This window comes from Enterobacter cloacae, from assembly GCF_011078175.1.
Taxonomy (GTDB): domain Bacteria; phylum Pseudomonadota; class Gammaproteobacteria; order Enterobacterales; family Enterobacteriaceae; genus Enterobacter; species Enterobacter cloacae_Q.
Genome location: NZ_JAALCJ010000009.1, coordinates 20,276 through 38,358 on the forward strand (window position 1 = coordinate 20,276; position 18,083 = coordinate 38,358).

The 18,083-nt window shown below is 55.8% G+C and carries 18 protein-coding genes; 10 read left to right on the forward strand and 8 right to left on the reverse strand.

Features of this window, described 5'->3' with window-relative positions; all coding sequences use genetic code 11:
- Window positions 1–180 precede the first annotated feature (180 nt).
- The 3 genes from G6Q29_RS18125 to G6Q29_RS18135 are packed head-to-tail and all read left to right on the forward strand — an operon-like array spanning window position 181 to window position 2,318.
- Window positions 181–1,203 carry a hydrolase gene (locus G6Q29_RS18125; RefSeq protein WP_165466518.1) on the forward strand — a complete coding sequence of 341 codons (1,023 nt, stop codon included), beginning with the start codon at window positions 181–183 and terminating at the stop codon, window positions 1,201–1,203.
- Window positions 1,200–1,418 carry a YheU family protein gene (locus G6Q29_RS18130; RefSeq protein WP_014171926.1) on the forward strand — a complete coding sequence of 73 codons (219 nt, stop codon included), beginning with the start codon at window positions 1,200–1,202 and terminating at the stop codon, window positions 1,416–1,418. Before G6Q29_RS18125 ends, G6Q29_RS18130 begins: the two co-directional genes overlap by 4 nt.
- A 30-nt stretch (window positions 1,419–1,448) precedes the next feature.
- Window positions 1,449–2,318 carry a phosphoribulokinase gene (locus G6Q29_RS18135; RefSeq protein ID WP_165466519.1) on the forward strand — a complete coding sequence of 290 codons (870 nt, stop codon included), beginning with the start codon at window positions 1,449–1,451 and terminating at the stop codon, window positions 2,316–2,318.
- 86 nt (window positions 2,319–2,404) lie between these two features.
- On the opposite strand, the gene G6Q29_RS18140 is transcribed toward G6Q29_RS18135, so the two are convergent.
- Window positions 2,405–2,809, reverse strand: coding sequence for an OsmC family protein (locus tag G6Q29_RS18140; RefSeq protein ID WP_165466520.1), 405 nt, complete (start codon window positions 2,807–2,809; stop codon window positions 2,405–2,407).
- Window positions 2,810–3,119: 310 nt separating this feature from the next.
- Between G6Q29_RS18140 and crp the strand changes: the two genes are divergently transcribed.
- Entirely contained in the window at window positions 3,120–3,752 is a 633-nt protein-coding gene (gene crp / locus G6Q29_RS18145) for a cAMP-activated global transcriptional regulator CRP (RefSeq protein WP_000242758.1), read from the forward strand.
- A gap of 57 nt (window positions 3,753–3,809) precedes the next feature.
- Window positions 3,810–5,897: a YccS/YhfK family putative transporter gene (locus G6Q29_RS18150; RefSeq protein WP_165466620.1), complete on the forward strand. Its 2,088-nt coding sequence runs from the start codon at window positions 3,810–3,812 to the stop codon at window positions 5,895–5,897.
- Here G6Q29_RS18150 and argD read toward each other — a convergent pair.
- The 4 genes from argD to ppiA form a co-directional block, all read right to left on the reverse strand.
- A complete protein-coding gene (gene argD, locus G6Q29_RS18155) occupies window positions 5,894–7,114 on the reverse strand; it encodes a bifunctional acetylornithine/succinyldiaminopimelate transaminase (protein ID WP_207309805.1) in 1,221 nt (406 codons plus the stop codon). The two genes, G6Q29_RS18150 and argD, sit on opposite strands and share 4 nt — an antisense overlap.
- A gap of 87 nt (window positions 7,115–7,201) precedes the next feature.
- The gene (pabA, locus tag G6Q29_RS18160) at window positions 7,202–7,765 is read right to left on the reverse strand and encodes an aminodeoxychorismate synthase component 2 (RefSeq protein WP_165466522.1); all 564 of its coding nucleotides are present in this window, start codon (window positions 7,763–7,765) and stop codon (window positions 7,202–7,204) included.
- 30 nt (window positions 7,766–7,795) lie between these two features.
- Window positions 7,796–8,380: a putative adenosine monophosphate-protein transferase Fic gene (locus G6Q29_RS18165; RefSeq protein WP_165466523.1), complete on the reverse strand. Its 585-nt coding sequence runs from the start codon at window positions 8,378–8,380 to the stop codon at window positions 7,796–7,798.
- Window positions 8,381–8,487: 107 nt separating this feature from the next.
- Complete coding sequence (gene ppiA / locus G6Q29_RS18170) at window positions 8,488–9,060, reverse strand: peptidylprolyl isomerase A (protein ID WP_165466524.1); 573 nt, start codon at window positions 9,058–9,060, stop codon at window positions 8,488–8,490.
- A 278-nt stretch (window positions 9,061–9,338) separates the two neighbouring features.
- Here ppiA and tsgA point away from each other — a divergent pair, with 278 nt between their 5' ends.
- From tsgA to G6Q29_RS18195, 5 genes are all read left to right on the forward strand, one after another.
- Window positions 9,339–10,523: an MFS transporter TsgA gene (gene tsgA, locus G6Q29_RS18175; RefSeq protein ID WP_165466525.1), complete on the forward strand. Its 1,185-nt coding sequence runs from the start codon at window positions 9,339–9,341 to the stop codon at window positions 10,521–10,523.
- A 260-nt stretch (window positions 10,524–10,783) separates the two neighbouring features.
- Complete coding sequence (gene nirB, locus G6Q29_RS18180; protein ID WP_165466526.1) at window positions 10,784–13,327, forward strand: nitrite reductase large subunit NirB; 2,544 nt, start codon at window positions 10,784–10,786, stop codon at window positions 13,325–13,327.
- A complete protein-coding gene (nirD, locus tag G6Q29_RS18185) occupies window positions 13,324–13,650 on the forward strand; it encodes a nitrite reductase small subunit NirD (RefSeq protein WP_063841658.1) in 327 nt (108 codons plus the stop codon). Before nirB ends, nirD begins: the two co-directional genes overlap by 4 nt.
- A gap of 133 nt (window positions 13,651–13,783) precedes the next feature.
- Complete coding sequence (cysG, locus tag G6Q29_RS18190) at window positions 13,784–15,157, forward strand: siroheme synthase CysG (RefSeq protein WP_165466527.1); 1,374 nt, start codon at window positions 13,784–13,786, stop codon at window positions 15,155–15,157.
- Between the two features lie 144 nt (window positions 15,158–15,301).
- A complete protein-coding gene (locus G6Q29_RS18195; protein WP_003861638.1) occupies window positions 15,302–15,472 on the forward strand; it encodes a YhfL family protein in 171 nt (56 codons plus the stop codon).
- Between the two features lie 144 nt (window positions 15,473–15,616).
- On the opposite strand, the gene trpS is transcribed toward G6Q29_RS18195, so the two are convergent.
- From trpS to rpe, 3 genes are read right to left on the reverse strand one after another with little or no spacing between them, the layout of a single operon-like run.
- Window positions 15,617–16,621: a tryptophan--tRNA ligase gene (gene trpS, locus G6Q29_RS18200; RefSeq protein ID WP_015571430.1), complete on the reverse strand. Its 1,005-nt coding sequence runs from the start codon at window positions 16,619–16,621 to the stop codon at window positions 15,617–15,619.
- Window positions 16,614–17,375 carry a phosphoglycolate phosphatase gene (gene gph, locus G6Q29_RS18205; RefSeq protein ID WP_165466528.1) on the reverse strand — a complete coding sequence of 254 codons (762 nt, stop codon included), beginning with the start codon at window positions 17,373–17,375 and terminating at the stop codon, window positions 16,614–16,616. Before gph ends, trpS begins: the two co-directional genes overlap by 8 nt.
- Entirely contained in the window at window positions 17,368–18,045 is a 678-nt protein-coding gene (rpe, locus tag G6Q29_RS18210) for a ribulose-phosphate 3-epimerase (protein WP_165466529.1), read from the reverse strand. Before rpe ends, gph begins: the two co-directional genes overlap by 8 nt.
- Window positions 18,046–18,083 lie beyond the last annotated feature (38 nt).

Consider the following 18,083-nt stretch of genomic DNA (forward strand, 5'->3'; position numbering starts at 1 on the left):
TAAAGTGTGCGCTCTGGTGAGAAAGGCATCAATTAAGCGTAGGATGTGATCATTAGCCTGAGAGTAATAATCACGGTAAGAAAATGTGATCGGGATCAGTTCATGTTTCGGAAAAACGGGCTAAACGGGGTACAATTCGGAAGGTATAGTTAATTACTGACAAGAATCAGCATCGCCCTTATGACCCAAATCATTCCCTCAGACTTCGACATTGCAGCCGAAGAGAGCGCAGAGTTCGTACCCATGCGCGGTGTGGCTAACCCTCACCTGCAAACCATGCTGCCGCGCCTGATCCGCCGCAAGGTACAGTTCACCCCGCACTGGCAACGCCTGGATTTGCCGGACGGCGATTTTCTGGATCTCGCCTGGAGCGAAGATCCGGATCGGGCCAGACACAAACCCCGTCTGGTGGTGTTTCACGGTCTGGAAGGCAGCCTGCACAGCCCTTACGCACACGGTCTCATTGAGGCGGCGAAAGCCCGCGGCTGGCTTGGGGTAGTGATGCATTTTCGCGGATGCAGCGGCGAGCCAAATCGTCAGAAACGCATTTATCACTCGGGTGAAACCGAGGACGGTACCTGGTTCCTGCGCTGGCTGAGAGACCATTTTGGCGAGGTGCCAACGGCCGCGGTGGGGTATTCGCTGGGGGGCAATATGTTGGCTTGCCTGCTGGCGAAGGAGAGCGACGCCGTACCGCTGGATGCGGCGGTCATTGTCTCTGCGCCATTTATGCTGGAGCAGTGCAGCTATCATATGGAAAAGGGATTTTCACGGGTCTATCAACGCTACCTGCTCAACCTGCTAAAAGCCAACGCCGCGCGCAAGCTGAAGGCCTATCCGGATACGCTGCCCGTGACGCTGCAACAGCTCAAACGCGTAAAGCGCCTGCGCGAGTTTGATGATTTGATCACCTCAAAAATTCACGGCTTTGCCGATGCGATTGACTATTACCGTCAGTGCAGCGCCATGCCTTTACTGAATCAAATCACAAAACCCACGCTGATTATCCACGCCAAAGATGATCCGTTTATGGATCATCACTCGATTCCGGCGCCCGATCGTCTGCCGGCCAACGTGGAGTATCAGCTCACCCAATTCGGCGGACACGTCGGCTTTGTTGGCGGCACGCTGCGTCGGCCTAAAATGTGGCTTGAGACGCGTATTCCCGACTGGTTAACGGCTTATCTGGACGGTAAAAAATGATTATTCCCTGGCAGGATCTCTCTCCCGACACGCTCGATAATCTGATTGAAAGCTTTGTCTTGCGCGAAGGCACCGATTATGGTGAACATGAACGTTCGCTTGAACAAAAGGTCAACGATGTTAAGCGCCAGCTTAAAAGCGGCGACGTGGTGCTGGTATGGTCCGAACTGCATGAGACGGTCAATATCATGCCCCGCAACGCGTTTCACGGCTGATCTTTACACTTTTCCAGTCAGGGAGTTGCTATGTCTGCCAGACATCCGGTTATTGCCGTTACGGGTTCGAGTGGGGCGGGAACCACTACCACCAGCCTCGCCTTCCGCAAGATCTTCGCCCAGCTGAATTTACGGGCGGCAGAGGTAGAGGGCGACAGCTTTCACCGCTACACGCGTCCGGAGATGGATATGGCCATCCGCAAGGCGCGCGATCTGGGTAAGCACATCAGCTACTTCGGCCCGGAGGCGAATGACTTCGGCCTGCTGGAGCAAACCTTCCGCGAATACGGGCAAAGCGGCACCGGACAGTCCCGCAAGTATCTCCACACCTACGATGAAGCTGTGCCCTGGAATCAGGTCCCCGGCACGTTCACGCCCTGGCAGCCGCTGCCGGAACCGACTGACGTGCTGTTTTACGAAGGATTGCACGGCGGCGTGGTGACGCCTCAGCATGACGTGGCCCGCCATGTGGATTTGCTCGTGGGAGTGGTGCCGATTGTTAACCTGGAGTGGATCCAGAAGCTGACGCGTGACATGAGCGAACGCGGTCATTCGCGAGAGGCAGTAATGGACTCGGTGGTGCGCTCCATGGAAGATTACATCAACTTCCTGACGCCTCAGTTCTCCCGAACCCACATTAACTTCCAGCGCGTCCCCACCGTGGACACCTCCAACCCGTTCGCCGCAAAAAGCATCCCTTCCCTGGACGAGAGCTTTGTGGTGATCCACTTCCGCAACCTGGATGGCATTGATTACCCCTGGCTGCTGGCGATGCTACAGGGTTCGTTTATTTCGCACATGAATACGTTAGTGGTGCCGGGCGGAAAAATGGGGCTGGCAATGGAGCTGATCATGACACCGCTGGTGCAGCGGCTAATGGAAGGAAAGCAGATCGCGTAACGCCTGTTGCCGGATGGCGCTTCGCTTATCCGGCCTACGTTCACGCAGTTGTAGGCCCGGTAAGCGCAGCGCCACCGGGCTTTGTTTTAAGCCTCGATCACTTCATACGAATGGGTGATGTTTACCGCTTTCTCCAGCATCAACGCCACAGAGCAGTACTTCTCCGCAGAGAGATCTACCGCGCGGGACACCGCAGCATCTTTCAGCGCTTTACCGGTGACAACAAAGTGCAGGTTGATATGCGTAAACAGGCGTGGCGCCTCTCCGCGACGTTCTGACGTCAGCTTCACTTCACAATCGGTCACGTCATGGCGGCCTTTTTGCAGGATCGATACCACGTCGATCGCGCTGCATCCCCCTGCCGCCATCAGCACCATTTCCATTGGGCTTGGGGCTTTATCGCCGGAGTTGCCATCCATCAAAACCTGGTGCCCGGAAGCAGACTCGCCCAGGAACGTTAACCCTTCAACCCATTTCACACGCGCTTGCATATTCACTCACTCCAACGTTGCATTTTTTATGACAGATTACGTGTACGTTACATTTCTCGCAACGGAAGGCGACCTGCATCATGCTGAAGCGAGACACCAGGAGACACGCGGCGAAAGCTATGCTAAAACACTCTGGATGCTACAGTAATACATTGACGTTACACATGTATGCAGAGGACATCAAACTTTACTGGCTGCGAAACGTTACGACAGCCGACTTCCCAGGTATGGGTAAGAATTCGATTGCAACCCCAGAGTCCGGATGCATCTTATGACTCTGGTGACAGCTTATAACAGAGGATAACAGCGCATGGTGCTTGGCAAACCGCAAACAGACCCGACTCTCGAATGGTTCTTGTCTCATTGCCACATTCATAAGTACCCATCAAAGAGCACGCTGATTCACCAGGGTGAAAAAGCGGAAACGTTGTATTACATCGTTAAAGGCTCGGTGGCCGTGCTGATCAAAGATGAAGAAGGGAAAGAGATGATCCTTTCTTATCTGAACCAGGGCGATTTTATCGGTGAACTGGGCCTGTTTGAAGAAGGCCAGGAACGTAGCGCCTGGGTTCGTGCAAAAACAGCATGTGAAGTGGCTGAAATTTCTTACAAGAAATTCCGTCAGTTGATTCAGGTGAACCCTGACATCCTGATGCGCCTTTCTTCCCAGATGGCACGCCGTCTGCAAGTGACCTCTGAGAAGGTGGGTAACCTCGCTTTCCTGGACGTGACCGGTCGTATCGCGCAGACGCTGCTGAATCTGGCGAAACAGCCAGATGCAATGACCCACCCTGACGGTATGCAAATTAAAATTACCCGTCAGGAAATCGGTCAGATCGTCGGCTGCTCCCGTGAAACAGTGGGCCGTATCCTGAAGATGCTGGAAGATCAGAACCTGATCTCTGCCCACGGTAAAACCATCGTGGTCTACGGAACCCGTTAATTTCGGTCAAACGGCGTGCCGCCGCAGGGTGGCACGCCGTTTTTGTCTCTACTTCCCATGTGGCGCAGGCTGATCTATCACCCGGAAGTTAACTACGCACTGCGACAAACGCTGGTGTTGTGCCTTCCCGTGGCCGTGGGCCTGATCCTCGGGCATCTTCAGCAAGGCCTGCTGTTTTCCCTCGTGCCCGCCTGCTGCAACATTGCCGGTCTGGATACGCCGCATAAACGCTTTTTCAAACGTCTGATTATTGGCGGCTGCCTGTTTGCCGGCTGTAGCCTTGCCGTGCAACTCTTACTGGCCCGCGACATACCTCTGCCGCTGATCCTGACCGTGCTGGCGATGACGCTCGGCGTCACCGCCGAAATCAGCTCGCTGCACGCCCGCCTGCTTCCCGCGTCGCTGATTGCCGCCATCTTTACCTTAAGCCTTGCGGGCAATATGCCGGTGTGGGAGCCATTGCTGATCTACGCCCTCGGCACGCTGTGGTACGGGCTATTTAGCTGGTTCTGGTTCTGGCTGTGGCGGGAACAGCCGCTGCGCGAATCCCTGAGCCTGCTCTACGTGCAGCTTGCTGAATACTGCGAAGCAAAATACACCCTGCTCACTCAACATACCGACCCGGAAAAATCCCTGCCGCCGCTGCTGGCGCGCCAGCAAAAGGTGGTGGATCTGATCAGCCAGTGCTATCAGCAGTTGCACATGCTTGCCGCCAATAAAAATCATGAATACAAGCGGCTGCTGCGAACCTTCCAGGTCGGGCTGGATTTGCAGGAGCATATCTCCGTCAGCCTTCATAATCCGGAAGAGGTGCAAAAGCTGGTGGAGCGCAGCCATGCGGAAGCGGTGATCCGCTGGAACGCGCAGACCGTCGCGGCGCGCCTGCGGGTACTGGCTGACGATATCCTCTATCACCGCTACCCGACGCGCTTTAACATGGACAAACAGCTCGGCGCGCTGGAAAAGATTGCGCGTCAGCACGCGGATAACCCTGTCGGGCAGTTTGCCGCCTGGCATTTCAGCCGCATCGCTCGCGTGTTGCGCACCCAGCGCCCGCTTTATGCCCGGGACCTGATGGCCGATAAGCAAAAACGGCTGCCGCTGCTGCCCGCCCTCAAAAGCTATCTTTCACTGAAGTCTTCCGCCCTGCGCAACGCCGCACGGATCAGTGTCATGCTGAGCATCGCCAGCCTGATGGGAATGGCCCTGCACCTGCCGAAGCCCTACTGGATCTTAATGACCGTGCTGTTTGTTACCCAGAACGGCTATGGGGCCACGCGGGTACGTATTCTGCATCGGGCGGGCGGCACGATGGCGGGGCTGATTATCGCGGGCGTGACGCTGCACTTCCACGTGCCGGAGGGCTATACCCTGGCCGGTATGCTGGCGATCACGCTGGTGAGCTATCTGATCATCCGCAAAAACTACGGCTGGGCGATGGTGGGCTTTACGGTGACGGCGGTATATACCCTGCAACTGCTCACGCTTAACGGGGAACAGTTTATTATTGCCCGGCTGGTCGATACGCTGATTGGCTGCCTGATCGCCTTTGGCGGCATGGTCTGGCTGTGGCCGCAGTGGCAGAGCGGACTGCTCAGGCAGAACGCCCACGACGCGCTGGAAGCGGACCAGCAGGCCATTCGCCTTATCCTGAGCGATGACCCACAGCCTTCTCCGCTGGCCTACGAGCGCATGAAGGTCAATCAGGCGCATAACGCCCTGTTCAACTCCCTTAACCAGGCCATGCAGGAGCCGGGCTTTAATGCGCACTACCTGGCCGATATGAAGCTGTGGGTAACCCACAGCCAGTTTATCGTCGAACACATCAATGCCATGACTACGCTGGCACGCGAGCACACGATGCTGACGCCGGATCTGGCGCAGCGCTATTTGCAGTCGTGTGAAATTGCGTTGCAGCGCTGTCAGCAGCGTCTGGAGTATGACGCGCCGGGCGAGTCAGGGGATTCGAACATTCTGGAAGCGCCGGAGACGCTGACCCACGGGCCGATGAGCACCCTTGAGCAGCATTTACAGCGCGTGCTGGGTCACCTGAACACCATGCATACCATTTCGTCGGTGGCATGGCGTCAGCGCCCGCATCACGGGATTTGGTTAACGCGTCGGTTAAAACGAACCGCGTATTAGCCGCTGACGATCTTCGCGACCGCCGCGGCAAAACGGGTTAACCCGTCTTCGATGTCTTTGTCCTCCACCACCAGCGATGGCGCAAAGCGCATCACGTCCGGCCCGGCGTTGAGCACCATGACGCCTTCGTGCGCGGCGGCGTGCAGGAAATCGCGCGCGCGGCCTTTGTACTGCGGCTTCAGCTCGGCGCCGATCAGCAGCCCCATCCCGCGGATGTCGCTGAAGACATCAAACTGTTCGTCAATCTGCTGGAGATGTTTCACAAACAGGTCGCGTTTCGTATTCACGCCATTCAGGACGTCCGGCGTATTAATGATGTCGAACGCCGCGCCCGCCACGGCGCACGCCAGCGGATTACCGCCGTAGGTGGAGCCGTGGGAGCCAACGTGGAATGCGGAAGCGATATCCTGGGTAGTGAGCACCGCACTGACCGGGAAACCGCCGCCGAGCGCTTTGGCACTGGTCAGAATATCCGGCGTTACGCCGTAGTGCATATAAGCGAACAGGTCTCCGGTACGCCCCATCCCACACTGCACTTCATCAAACACCAGCAGCGCCTGGTGCTCGTCGCACAGCTCGCGCAGCCCTTGCAGGAATTCCGGGGTTGCCGCGGTCACGCCGCCTTCCCCCTGAACAGGCTCCACCACCACTGCGCAGGTGTGATCGTCCATCACCGCTTTCACCGCGTGCAGATCGTTAAACGGCACGTGGATGATGTCGGCCGGTTTCGGGCCAAACCCGTCGGAATACTTCGGCTGGCCGCCCACGGAAACGGTAAAGAATGAACGACCGTGGAAGGCGTTATGGAAGGCGATGATTTTGGTTTTGTACGGGCTATGACGCGTGGTGGCGTAGTAGCGCGCCAGCTTAAAGGCGGTTTCGTTGGCTTCAGTGCCGGAGTTCATAAACAGCACGCGTTCGGCGAAGGTGGCATCGATGATCTTACGCCCCAGACGCAGCGCCGGTTCGTTGGTGAACACGTTGCTGGTGTGCCACAGCGTTTCGCCCTGCGTTTTCAGCGCGTCCACCAGCGCAGGATGGCAATGGCCCAGCGCCGTCACCGCAATACCGCCCGCGAAATCAACATACTCGTTGCCCTGCTGATCCCAGACGCGGCTGCCTCTCCCTTTCACCGGGATAAACTCAGCCGGTGCATAAATCGGCAGGATCACTTCGTCGAATGTCGCGCGGGTAATTGCTGGTTGTTCAGTTGCCATGTCATGACCATCCATTTTTATGTCACAGTTATTGTGAAAATATAATCACAAAATATGCATAAAAAATCACAACAAGGCAACAGATATTCAGCGATTAAGGAAATTGGCCAGCAGCGCGTGCCCCTGTTCGCTGAGAATGCTTTCCGGGTGGAACTGCACCCCTTCCAGATCGTACTCGCGATGGCGAATGCCCATGATCTCCTGCGTCTCGCTCCAGGCGGTGACCTCAAAGCAGGCCGGCAGGGTCGGCGGATCAATGATCAGAGAATGGTAGCGCGTCACGGTTAACGGATTGTTTAGCCCCAGGAATACGCCCTCACCGTTGTGCGTGACCGGAGAGGTTTTGCCGTGCATGACTTTCGCGGCACGGACAATGGTCGCGCCAAAGACCTGCGCAATGGCCTGATGGCCCAGGCAGACGCCCAGAATCGGCAGTTTGCCCGCATAGTGGCGGATCGCCTCCAGCGAGATACCGGACTCCGACGGGGTACACGGCCCCGGCGAAATCACGATTTTCTGGGGCGCCAGGGCGTTAATGTCAGCCAGCGCGATCTCATCGTTACGGCGGACAACCACCTCTGCCCCCAGCTCACAAAAATACTGGTAAAGGTTCCAGGTAAAGGAATCATAGTTATCAATCAGCAGAATCATGGCGGCTCCTGAAAAAATGGCCGCCCTATTTTACGCAGATTCCCGCGCTTCGCTCACAACTTTGGCAAAGATGGCGTTCAGGGCGGTCAAATCGCCCATCGCCCCGCTCTGATTGGCAGATGCCCAGTCGTCCGGGTTGATACCCTGCCAGTTCAGGACGTAGCCCGCATGGATAGCCAGTTGTTCAAAGAAGATCCGCTGGGCCACGCCATTACCGCTCATAAACGGGTGTAGCATGTTGATTTCACAGTAGTAATGACTAATCCTGTCTGTAAACTCCTCTTTCTCCAGGCCAACCAGATATTTATCGCTTTCCAGCGAAGCCATTAGCTCATTTCCCACCTTCTCGATGTATTCGAAATGGCAAAAAGGAATATCACCCTTGGAAATATCGGCGGTGCGCAGTTCCCCCGCCCCTTTCATTTCGTTGCGGAATAAATGGCGGTGAATAAGGCACAGCTGGGGTAAACCCGGTGCAGATGGCCCCAGATCCAGCGTCTCGATATCGGGTTCAGCGGGACCCTTGCCTTTTTCAAGGAGGCAACTGGCCTGAAAATTGACGTTACGTTGTTGCTCCCAGAGACGGGATTTTTGCTTGTCGGTGAGTTTTTTCACTTAACGCCTCCCTGAATAGTCCGTTTGCCACAAGTATAAGCAGCAAAACGCGCTTTCGCCGGGAGGGCGGAAAGACACGGGCAAGATATGCCCGTGTGAGGGAACGATTACGGCAGCACTTTCGCGGAAAGAATGACCACAGGCTTAGACGGCACATTTTGGTATGGACCGACATCGTGAGTCTGAACCTGAGAGATCTTATCCGCCACGTCCATGCCTTTCACCACTTTGCCGAACACCGCGTAGCCAAAGTCGCGCTGGCCATGGTCCAGGAAAGCGTTATCGGCCACGTTGAGGAAGAACTGGCTGGTGGCGCTGTCTTTATCCGCCGTACGCGCCATAGAGATGGTGCCGCGCTTGTTCAGCAGGCCATTATCCGCTTCGTTTTTGATTGGCGGGTTAGGCTGTTTCTGCTGCATCTGCTCATTAAAACCGCCACCCTGGATCATAAAGCCCGGGATTACACGGTGGAACGTGGTGTTGTTATAAAAACCACTGTTCACGTAGTCGAGGAAGTTTTTCACAGAAACAGGGGCTTTCTGACTATTCAGCTCCAGCTCAATGTTCCCCGCAGAGGTAGTCAGCAGGACGTGGGGGTCTCCTTTGGCTGCCAGCGCAGCAGGGGAAACGGCAGAAAGAGCAAACACAGCTGCGACAGCCGCCAGTGTTGATTTGAGCATGAGAATTCCTTAACAAAGCGCAGTATAAAAAGCGAATGGCTTGATTCTAAAGAGCAGTATGAACTCAGACCAGCCTTTTACCTAATTTTACCAAATTGAAACAATTATTACCGCGCAAACGATTGTTCGCCCCACAACGAAATGTGATCTGCATCACGTTAAAACCTGCAATTACGCTCAAATTTTTCTTAAAAGATTTAATTAGATCACTTTCGCGACTAAAATCTGCCCGCTCAAACGCAGTCATTGCGTTTTTCTTTACATTTAACAGGCCAGACATGACTAACAGCAATCGCATCAAGCTCACATGGATCAGCTTCTTCTCTTACGCCCTGACCGGCGCGTTGGTGATCGTCACCGGGATGGTGATGGGAAATATCGCAGACTACTTCCAGCTGCCCGTTTCCAGCATGAGCAACACCTTTACCTTCCTGAACGCGGGGATCCTGATCTCTATTTTCCTGAATGCCTGGCTGATGGAAATCGTGCCGCTGAAAACCCAGCTGCGGTTCGGCTTCGTGCTGATGGTTGCCGCCGTGGCGGGCCTGATGCTGAGCCATAGTATCGCCCTCTTCTCTGCCGCCATGTTCGTACTGGGTCTGGTGAGCGGGATCACCATGTCGATCGGTACGTTCCTGATCACCCATATGTATGAAGGCCGCCAGCGCGGCGCGCGCCTGCTGTTCACCGACTCCTTCTTCAGTATGGCCGGGATGATTTTCCCGATGGTCGCCGCGTATCTTCTGGCGCGCAGCATTGAATGGTACTGGGTGTATGCCTGTATTGGTCTGGTTTATGTTGCGATCTTTATCCTCACCTTCGGCTGCGAGTTCCCTGTGCTGGGCAAAAAAGCGCAGACTACGTCCGAACCAGTTGCGAAAGAAAAATGGGGTATCGGCGTACTGTTCCTCTCCATCGCCGCGCTGTGTTACATCCTCGGCCAGCTGGGCTTTATCTCCTGGGTTCCGGAATACGCAAAAGGTTTGGGCATGAGCCTGAACGACGCGGGTAAACTGGTGAGTGATTTCTGGATGTCTTACATGTTTGGCATGTGGGCGTTTAGCTTTATCCTGCGCTTCTTCGACCTGCAACGTATTCTGACCGTCCTGGCGGGTCTGGCAACCGTACTGATGTATCTGTTCATCAACGGTTCCCCGGAACATATGCCGTGGTTCATCCTGACCCTCGGCTTCTTCTCCAGCGCGATTTATACCTCGATCATCACCCTTGGCTCACTCCAGACCAAAGTGGCCTCGCCAAAGCTGGTGAACTTCGTGCTGACCTGCGGCACTATCGGCACCATGCTGACCTTCGTGGTCACGGGCCCGATTGTTGCGCACAGCGGCCCGCTGGCGGCGCTTCATACCGCTAACGGTCTTTACGCCGTCGTGTTCATCATGTGCTTCGTGCTGGGCTTTGTCACCCGTCACCGCCAGCACAACCCGGTAACCGCTACCCACTAATCGCCGTAACCCCTTTACCTGGTGTAAAGGGGTTTTTACCCTTCTCCTCCGCCCAGCCCGCCGATTCGCAAAAACCCCATAAAATTTGTGCAAAAAACAACCAAGCACAAAAATCGAACAATATCCGCCACTTATAAAAAACCTGACAAATCATAGATATACCCCCTAAGGGGTAGGTGAAGGCGTATTTGATTTGCATCAATAAGTGCCCCTGCTGAATCGTTAAGGTAGGCAGTAATAGAAAAGAAATCGAGGCAAAAATGAGCAAAGTCAGACTCGCTATCATCGGTAACGGCATGGTCGGCCACCGCTTTATTGAGGATCTTCTCGATAAAGCCGATGCTGAGCAGTTCGATATTACCGTGTTCTGTGAAGAACCCCGCAAGGCGTACGACCGTGTGCACCTGTCTTCCTACTTCTCTCACCATACCGCCGAAGAGCTCTCTCTGGTGCGTGAAGGGTTCTACGAGAAGCATGGCGTAAAAGTGCTTGTAGGCGAACGCGCTATCACCATCAACCGTCAGGAGAAAGTGATCCACTCCAGCGCCGGACGTACGGTTTTTTACGATAAGCTGATCATGGCGACGGGCTCGTATCCGTGGATCCCGCCTATTAAAGGTTCGGAAACCCAGGATTGCTTCGTTTACCGTACCATTGAAGACCTTAACGCTATTGAATCCTGCGCACGTCGAAGCAAACGCGGTGCAGTTGTCGGCGGCGGTCTGCTGGGTCTGGAAGCGGCAGGCGCACTGAAAAACCTCGGCGTTGAAACCCACGTCATCGAATTTGCCCCGATGCTGATGGCTGAACAGCTGGACCACATGGGTGGCGACCAGCTACGCCGTAAAATCGAAAGCATGGGCGTGAAGGTTCACACCAGCAAGAACACCAAAGAGATCGTACAGGAAGGCACCGAAGCGCGAAAAACCATGCGCTTTGCCGACGGCAGCGAGCTTGAAGTGGACTTCATTGTCTTCTCCACCGGTATTCGCCCGCGCGACAAGCTGGCCACCCAGTGCGGTCTGGCCGTTGCGCAGCGCGGCGGGATCATCATTAACGATACCTGCCAGACCTCCGATCCGGATATCTACGCCATCGGCGAGTGCGCCAGCTGGAATAACCGCGTCTACGGTCTGGTGGCGCCGGGGTACAAAATGGCGCAGGTCGCCGTTGACCATATCCTCGGCAGCGAAAACGCCTTTACCGGTGCAGACATGAGCGCCAAGCTGAAGCTGCTCGGCGTGGACGTGGGCGGTATTGGCGATGCGCATGGCCGCACCCCGAACTCCCGCAGCTATGTTTATCTGGACGAAAGCAAAGAAGTCTACAAACGTCTTATCGTCAGCCAGGACAACAAAACGCTGCTCGGTGCGGTGCTGGTGGGCGATACCAGCGACTTCGGTAACCTGCTCCAGCTGGTGCTGAACGCCATCGAGCTGCCGGAAAACCCGGACGCGCTGATCCTGCCAGCGCACGCCTCCAGCGGTAAGCCGTCCATCGGCGTGGATAAACTGCCGGACAGCGCGCAAATCTGCTCCTGCTTCGACGTGACCAAAGGCATGCTGATCTCCGCCATCAACAAAGGCTGCCACACCGTTGCGGCGCTGAAGGCGGAAACCAAAGCCGGGACCGGCTGCGGCGGCTGTATTCCTCTGGTCACCCAGGTGCTGAATGCAGAGCTGGCAAAACAGGGCATCGAAGTGAATAACAACCTGTGCGAGCATTTCGCTTACTCTCGCCAGGAGCTGTACCACCTGATCCGCGTGGAAGGCATTAAGTCTTTCGACGAACTGCTGGAGAAACATGGTCAGGGCTACGGCTGTGAAGTCTGTAAACCGACCGTTGGTTCCCTGCTGGCATCCTGCTGGAACGAATATGTGCTCAAACCAGAGCACACCCCGCTTCAGGACACCAACGATAACTTCCTGGCCAATATTCAGAAAGACGGAACCTACTCAGTGATCCCGCGCTCTGCCGGAGGGGAAATTACCCCGGAAGGGCTGGTCGCCGTGGGCCGTATCGCCCGCGAGTTTAACCTGTATACCAAGATCACCGGCTCCCAGCGTATCGGCCTGTTTGGTGCGCAGAAAGATGACCTGCCGGAGATCTGGCGTCAGTTGATTGAAGCAGGCTTCGAAACCGGCCACGCGTACGCCAAGGCGCTGCGTATGGCGAAAACCTGCGTAGGCAGCACCTGGTGCCGCTACGGCGTAGGCGACAGCGTGGGCTTCGGCGTAGAGCTGGAAAACCGCTACAAAGGCATCCGTACTCCGCACAAAATGAAGTTCGGCGTCTCAGGCTGTACCCGTGAATGTGCAGAAGCGCAGGGTAAAGATGTGGGTATCATCGCTACCGAAAAAGGCTGGAACCTCTACGTCTGTGGTAACGGTGGGATGAAACCTCGCCATGCCGATCTGCTGGCGGCGGATCTCGATCGCGATACGCTGATCAAATATCTCGACCGCTTCATGATGTTCTACATTCGTACCGCCGATAAGCTGACCCGTACCGCGTCCTGGCTGGATAATCTGGAAGGCGGTATCGACTACCTGAAGTCGGTCATTATTGACGACAAGCTGGGTCTGAATGAACAACTGGAATCAGAGATGACTCGCCTGCGCGAGGCGGTGATCTGCGAGTGGACCGAAACCGTGAACACGCCAGCGGCGCAGACGCGCTTCAAACACTTTATCAACAGCACCCAGCGCGATCCGAACGTGCAGGTGGTGCCGGAGCGCGAACAGCATCGTCCAGCGACCCCGTATGAACGTATTCCGGTAATGCTGGTGGAGGAAAACGCATGAGCCAGTGGGTAAACATCTGCAATATTAACGACATTCTGCCAGCAACCGGCGTCTGTGCTCTGCTGGGTGACGAGCAGGTGGCGATTTTCCGCCCTCGCCACGATGAACAGGTCTTTGCCATCAGCAATATCGACCCGTTCTTCGAGGCCAGCGTGCTCTCCCGTGGACTGATTGCGGAGCATCAGGGCGAGCTGTGGGTTGCCAGCCCGTTGAAAAAGCAGCGTTTCCGCTTAACCGACGGGCGCTGCATGGAAGATGAGAGCTTCTCGGTCAAACACTACGACGTCCGCGTGAAGGATGGCGAGGTGCAGCTCAAAGCGTAACCCCCCGCCTTTTCAATAGGAAAGGCTTATGACCCCTTATGGGTAACGGCAGGAAAACCGTATGTTCTGTACGATTCCTGCTGTTATCCTGACGTCAATTCTTTCCCCGCCATGAATGCTGTGAGGTAACGTCGTGGATCACCTGCCGATTTTTTGTCAATTACGCAACCGCGACTGCCTGCTCGTGGGCGGCGGCGATGTGGCTGAACGCAAGGCGCGCCTGCTGTTAGAGGCGGGCGCCCGACTGACCGTTAACGCTCTCAACTTCGCCCCACAGTTTGACGTCTGGGCGCAGGAAGGGATGCTCACGCGGATACAGGGCGAATTTGATGAATCCCTGCTGGATACCTGCTGGCTGACCATTGCCGCAACGGATAACGATGACGTTAACCAGCGCGTCAGCGACGCCTGCGAAGCGCGCCGCATCTTCTGTAATGTGGTGGATGCGCCGAAAGAGGCGAGCTTTATCATGCCGTCGATTATTGACCGTTCACCGCTGATGATTGCAGTGTCGTCCGGTGGCCGCTCGCCCGTTCTTGCTCGTCTCCTGCGGGAGAAACTGGAAGCCGTGCTGCCGCAGCATCTTGGTCAGATTGCCCATTACGCCGGGCAGCTGCGTTCCCGCGTGAAGCAAACCTTCGTAACCGTGGGCGAACGCCGTCGCTTCTGGGAGAAGTTCTTTGTCAACGACAGGCTGGCGCAGTCGCTGGCGAATCAGGATACGAAAGCGGTTGCAGAGACGACCGAACAACTCCTCTCTGAACCGCTGGATCATCGCGGTGAAGTGGTACTGGTGGGCGCTGGTCCCGGCGATGCGGGCTTGCTGACGCTGAAAGGTCTACAGCAGATCCAGCAGGCGGACATCGTTGTGTATGACCGTCTGGTCTCTGATGACATCATGAACCTGGTACGCCGCGATGCCGATCGCGTGTTCGTCGGCAAACGGGCTGGTTATCACTGCGTACCGCAGGAGGAGATCAATCAAATCCTGCTGCGGGAAGCGCAAAAAGGTAAGCGCGTCGTGCGCCTCAAAGGGGGCGATCCGTTTATCTTTGGTCGCGGCGGCGAAGAGCTGGAAACCCTGTGCAACGCGGGTATTCCGTTCTCCGTGGTCCCGGGCATTACGGCGGCGTCCGGCTGTTCTGCCTATTCCGGCATTCCGTTAACCCATCGCGACTATGCTCAGAGCGTACGCCTGGTGACGGGTCACCTGAAAACCGGCAGCGAGCTTGACTGGCATAATCTGGCCGCTGAAAAGCAGACGCTGGTCTTCTATATGGGGCTAAACCAGGCTGCCACGATTCAGGCGAAACTGCTGGAGCACGGCATGGAAGCAGATATGCCGGTTGCGCTGGTGGAAAACGGTACCGCCATTACACAGCGCGTAGTCGATGGCGTGTTGACGCAGCTTGGCGAGCTGGCACAACAGGTTGAAAGCCCGGCGCTGATCGTGGTGGGCCGCGTGGTAGCGCTGCGCGAAAAGCTGAACTGGTTCTCCAGCCACTAACGCATAAACTCCCTCCCGGGAGTAGTCTTTAAGCGGACTACTCCCTTCTTACCTCAGTCGATAACATACCGCCCGCAAAATGGAACTTTTCCATTTATTCCCTCGTTTTACATCCAATTTTCGATTTTTTGACAAGGAATACGTATGTTCAAACTGGCAAAAGCTGCCGTTCTGGTCGGTCTGTTAACAACTCTGACGGCCTGCACCGGTCACGTGCAAAATACTAAAAATAATTGCAGCTACGATTACCTGCTGCACCCGGCGATCTCCATTTCGAAGATCATTGGCGGTTGCGGCCCGGCGGCACAGCAGTAAGCGTTTTTCAGGCGTAAAAAAACCGGGGATGACCCGGTTTTTTCGTTTAGGGAAGTGTGGCCTGATGCCCTCACCCTGACCCTCTCCCACAGGGAGAGGGAACAAACCCTAAAAACGATAACGTGGTTACCATTTTGCTTTTACCTACGGTTTCGCCACAAACCCAATCGCGTCGTACACCGCTTTCAGGGTTTCCGACGCGCGCGCGCTGGCTTTTTCCGCGCCCTCTTTCATCACTTTTTGCAGGAAAGCTTCGTCGTTACGGTAACGGTGATAGCGCTCCTGCAACTCGGTCAGCATGCCGGAAACGGCGTCTGCCACTTCGCCTTTCAGGTGGCCGTACATCTTGCCTTCAAAGTGTTTTTCCAGCTCAGGGATGCTCTGTCCGGTCACACCGGAGAGAATGTCCAGCAGGTTAGACACGCCCGCTTTGTTCTGCACGTCGTAGCGCACCACTGGCGGCTCGTCAGAGTCGGTCACCGCACGCTTGAGTTTTTTCACCACCGATTTCGGATCTTCCAGCAGGCCGATAACGTTATTGCGGTTATCGTCAGACTTGGACATCTTTTTGGTCGGCTCCAGCAGCGACATCACGCGCGCGCCGGATTTCGGAATAAACGGCTCAGGCACTTTAAACACGTCACCGTAAAGCGCATTGAAGCGCTGGGCAATATCGCGGCTCAGCTCCAGGTGCTGTTTCTGGTCTTCACCCACCGGCACCTGGTTGGTCTGGTACAGCAGAATGTCGGCGGCCATCAGCACCGGATAATCAAACAGACCGGCGTTGATATTTTCAGAGTAGCGGGCAGACTTATCCTTGAACTGCGTCATGCGGCTCAGCTCACCGAAGTAGGTGTAGCAGTTCAGCGCCCAGCCCAGCTGCGCGTGCTCTGGCACGTGAGACTGAACGAAAATGGTGCTCTTCTCTGGGTCGATACCACAGGCCAGATATAACGCCAGCGTATCGAGCGTCGCTTTGCGCAGCTTCTCGGGATCCTGACGCGCGGTGATAGCATGCAAATCCACGATGCAATAAATGCAGTGGTAGTCATCCTGCATGCTTACCCACTGACGTAACGCACCCATGTAGTTACCAATGGTCAGTTCACCTGAAGGCTGTGCGCCACTAAAAACGATGGGCTTAGTCATTATTCAATTCCTGATGTTCACTGTGCGAGAGCCCGAGTGCGGGCAACAAATCTTTGAAGTGATCGAACACAACGTCCGGCTCACTCAGCGTAATGGCCTCACCGTAGTTGTAGCCGTAGGTCAACCCAACCGACGGACAGCCTGCCGCTCTGGCAGCCAGAATATCATTGCGGGAATCCCCGACAAAGAGCAGCTCCGCAGGCGCTAAGGATAATTTTCCTGCCACCAGCAACAGCGGTTCCGGATGCGGCTTTTTATTCTGCACGTCATCGCCGCCCACAATCACGGAGAAGTATTTCGCGATATCCAGCGCTTCCAGCAGAGGCGCAACGAACGGTGTCGGCTTGTTAGTCACCAGCCCCAGCGGGATGCCTTTCGCGTGAAGCGCATCCAGCGTCTCAGCGACCTCCGGGAACAGGAAACTACCCTCTTCGACGGTCTCTTCGTAGAAACGGTCAAACAGTTTGCGCAAAATACGCTGCTGCTCATCCTGGGGAATATCAGCATGGTCAACACTCGGTTTCCCTTGCGCGGAACGCTGCGAGGCGCGCTCCTGACGAGCCCAGGTCAGCGCGCGCTCCATTAGTACGTCCGCACCGTTACCAATCCACGTCACAACGCGCTCTTCGCCCGCAACGGGAAGCTCAAGGGCATACAGCGCCCGATCGACGGCGCGGGTTAATCCTGGCGCGCTGTCGACCAGCGTGCCGTCGAGGTCAAATGCTACACCCCGAATAGCCTGCAATTTATCCATGACTTACCTTCGCCAGTTCACGGCGCATTTCATCAATGACTTTTTTGTAATCCGGTTGATCGAAGATGGCGGAGCCTGCGACGAACATATCCGCCCCTGCCGCCGCAATCTCCCCGATGTTGTTGACCTTCACGCCGCCGTCCACTTCCAGGCGAATATCATAGCCAGACTCATCGATACGGCGGCGCACTTCACGCAGTTTCTCGAGGGTCTGCGGGATAAACGACTGACCACCAAAGCCCGGGTTGACGGACATCAGCAGGATCACGTCCAGCTTATCCATCACGTAATCGAGATAGCTTAGCGGGGTCGCCGGGTTAAAGACCAGCCCCGCCTTACAGCCGTTCTCTTTGATCAGCTGTAATGTGCGGTCAACGTGCTCGGAGGCTTCCGGGTGGAAAGTGATGATGCTGGCACCCGCCGCGGCGAAGTCAGGCACGATGCGGTCAACCGGTTTCACCATCAGATGCACATCTATAGGCGCGGTGATCCCGTAGTTACGCAGGGCTTTAAGCACCATTGGACCGATGGTCAGATTGGGAACGTAGTGGTTATCCATAACGTCGAAATGGACGACATCCGCGCCAGCCGCGAGAGCTTTGGCAGTGTCTTCACCCAGGCGGGCAAAATCGGCCGACAGAATTGAGGGGGCAATCAAAAACTGTTTCATCCGCATCTCCTTGAAATGTGTTTACCGGCGGGCATAGG

Excerpts from the sequence above, each read along its gene's own strand:
- G6Q29_RS18125 (WP_165466518.1), top strand. The coding sequence starts at position 181 with ATGACCCAAATCATTCCCTCAGACTTCGACATTGCAGCCGAAGAGAGC.
- G6Q29_RS18130 (WP_014171926.1), top strand. The coding sequence starts at position 1,200 with ATGATTATTCCCTGGCAGGATCTCTCTCCCGACACGCTCGATAATCTG.
- G6Q29_RS18135 (WP_165466519.1), top strand. The coding sequence starts at position 1,449 with ATGTCTGCCAGACATCCGGTTATTGCCGTTACGGGTTCGAGTGGGGCG.
- G6Q29_RS18140 (WP_165466520.1), bottom strand. The coding sequence starts at position 2,809 with ATGCAAGCGCGTGTGAAATGGGTTGAAGGGTTAACGTTCCTGGGCGAG.
- crp (WP_000242758.1), top strand. The coding sequence starts at position 3,120 with ATGGTGCTTGGCAAACCGCAAACAGACCCGACTCTCGAATGGTTCTTG.
- G6Q29_RS18150 (WP_165466620.1), top strand. The coding sequence starts at position 3,810 with ATGTGGCGCAGGCTGATCTATCACCCGGAAGTTAACTACGCACTGCGA.
- argD (WP_207309805.1), bottom strand. The coding sequence starts at position 7,114 with ATGGCAACTGAACAACCAGCAATTACCCGCGCGACATTCGACGAAGTG.
- pabA (WP_165466522.1), bottom strand. The coding sequence starts at position 7,765 with ATGATTCTGCTGATTGATAACTATGATTCCTTTACCTGGAACCTTTAC.
- ppiA (WP_165466524.1), bottom strand. The coding sequence starts at position 9,060 with ATGCTCAAATCAACACTGGCGGCTGTCGCAGCTGTGTTTGCTCTTTCT.
- tsgA (WP_165466525.1), top strand. The coding sequence starts at position 9,339 with ATGACTAACAGCAATCGCATCAAGCTCACATGGATCAGCTTCTTCTCT.
- nirB (WP_165466526.1), top strand. The coding sequence starts at position 10,784 with ATGAGCAAAGTCAGACTCGCTATCATCGGTAACGGCATGGTCGGCCAC.
- nirD (WP_063841658.1), top strand. The coding sequence starts at position 13,324 with ATGAGCCAGTGGGTAAACATCTGCAATATTAACGACATTCTGCCAGCA.
- G6Q29_RS18195 (WP_003861638.1), top strand. The coding sequence starts at position 15,302 with ATGTTCAAACTGGCAAAAGCTGCCGTTCTGGTCGGTCTGTTAACAACT.
- trpS (WP_015571430.1), bottom strand. The coding sequence starts at position 16,621 with ATGACTAAGCCCATCGTTTTTAGTGGCGCACAGCCTTCAGGTGAACTG.
- gph (WP_165466528.1), bottom strand. The coding sequence starts at position 17,375 with ATGGATAAATTGCAGGCTATTCGGGGTGTAGCATTTGACCTCGACGGC.
- rpe (WP_165466529.1), bottom strand. The coding sequence starts at position 18,045 with ATGAAACAGTTTTTGATTGCCCCCTCAATTCTGTCGGCCGATTTTGCC.